The 1,198-nt window shown below is 67.9% G+C and carries 2 rRNA genes and 1 pseudogene; all 3 read left to right on the top strand.

The annotated features are described in order from the left end of the window. A 23S ribosomal RNA gene (locus tag ACZ55U_RS37050) occupies positions 1 to 93 on the top strand; the annotation flags it as partial. A 108-nt stretch (positions 94 to 201) separates the two neighbouring features. After that, a 5S ribosomal RNA gene (gene rrf, locus ACZ55U_RS37055) occupies positions 202 to 318 on the top strand. Positions 319 to 636: 318 nt separating this feature from the next. Continuing rightward, positions 637 to 1,198, top strand: a pseudogene (locus ACZ55U_RS37060) (hypothetical protein); the annotation flags it as partial.

The raw sequence follows: 1,198 nt of genomic DNA on the forward strand, positions 1-1,198 counted from the left end.
GGCTCCCAGTAGACGACTGGGTTGATAGGCCGGATATGGAAGCCCTGTGAGGGGTGGAGTTGACCGGTACTAATAGGCCGAGGGCTTGTCCTCAGACGCTCGCGTCCACTGTGTGGTTCCCGGGTAACGAACAGTTATCACCGGCGAACAAGGAAACACTTATCAACTGAAAAGTGTGTTTCGCTGAATACCCGATAGGGTTTCGGTGGTCATAGCGTGAGGGAAACGCCCGGTTACATTCCGAACCCGGAAGCTAAGCCTCACAGCGCCGATGGTACTGCAGGGGGGACCCTGTGGGAGAGTAGGACGCCGCCGAACAATTTCTCAAGGCCGCGGCCCCAGCGACTCGCTGGGGCCGCGGCCTTTTTGTGTTTTGCGAACGTGAGAGAAGGCCGGCATATCCGGGACTTCCGCCCAGACGCGGAGGGTCCGGGCATGCCGGACAATGGAGAAGGTACGCGGGCCAGCAGGCCGGCGTCGAAACCGTGGGGCGGCAGCGGAGATGCACGCTCGGTCCACGGTGTAGCTGAAGCAGCAGAAGGAGTCACCACGATGTCGAACCAGCCCCAGGACCGTCCCGAGCGCCGATCGGACGACGGCCGAGGCTACGAGCCCCGGTCCCGTGGGGGTTGGTCCAACGACCGTGGCGGCTCCCGTCGCGACGACCGTCGTGACGATCGCGGTGGTTTCCGTCGCGATGACCGTCCCTCCGGTGGTTTCCGTCGGGATGACCGTGACGACCGTCCGCGTCGTGACGACCGCCCGTCGGGTGGCTACGGCCGTGACCGTGACGACCGGGGTGGCGACCGTGGCGGCTTCCGTCGTGACGACCGCCCGGCCGGCGGTGGTTTCCGCCGTGACGACCGTCCGTCGGGTGGCTACGGCCGTGACCGTGACGACCGCGGTGGCGACCGTGGCGGGTTCCGTCGCGACGACCGCCCCTCCGGCGGGTTCCGCCGTGACGACCGTCCGCGTCGTGACGACCGTCCGTCGGGTGGCTACGGCCGTGACCGTGACGACCGCGGTGGCGACCGCGGTGGTTTCCGTCGCGACGACCGCCCCTCCGGCGGGTTCCGCCGTGACGACCGTCCGTCGGGCGGGTACGGCCGTGACCGTGACGACCGGGGTGGCGACCGTGGCGGCTTCCGTCGTGACGACCGGCCGGCCGGCGGTGGTTTCCGTCGCGATGACCGTCCCT

Source organism: Kitasatospora sp. NPDC034533 (assembly GCF_055575155.1).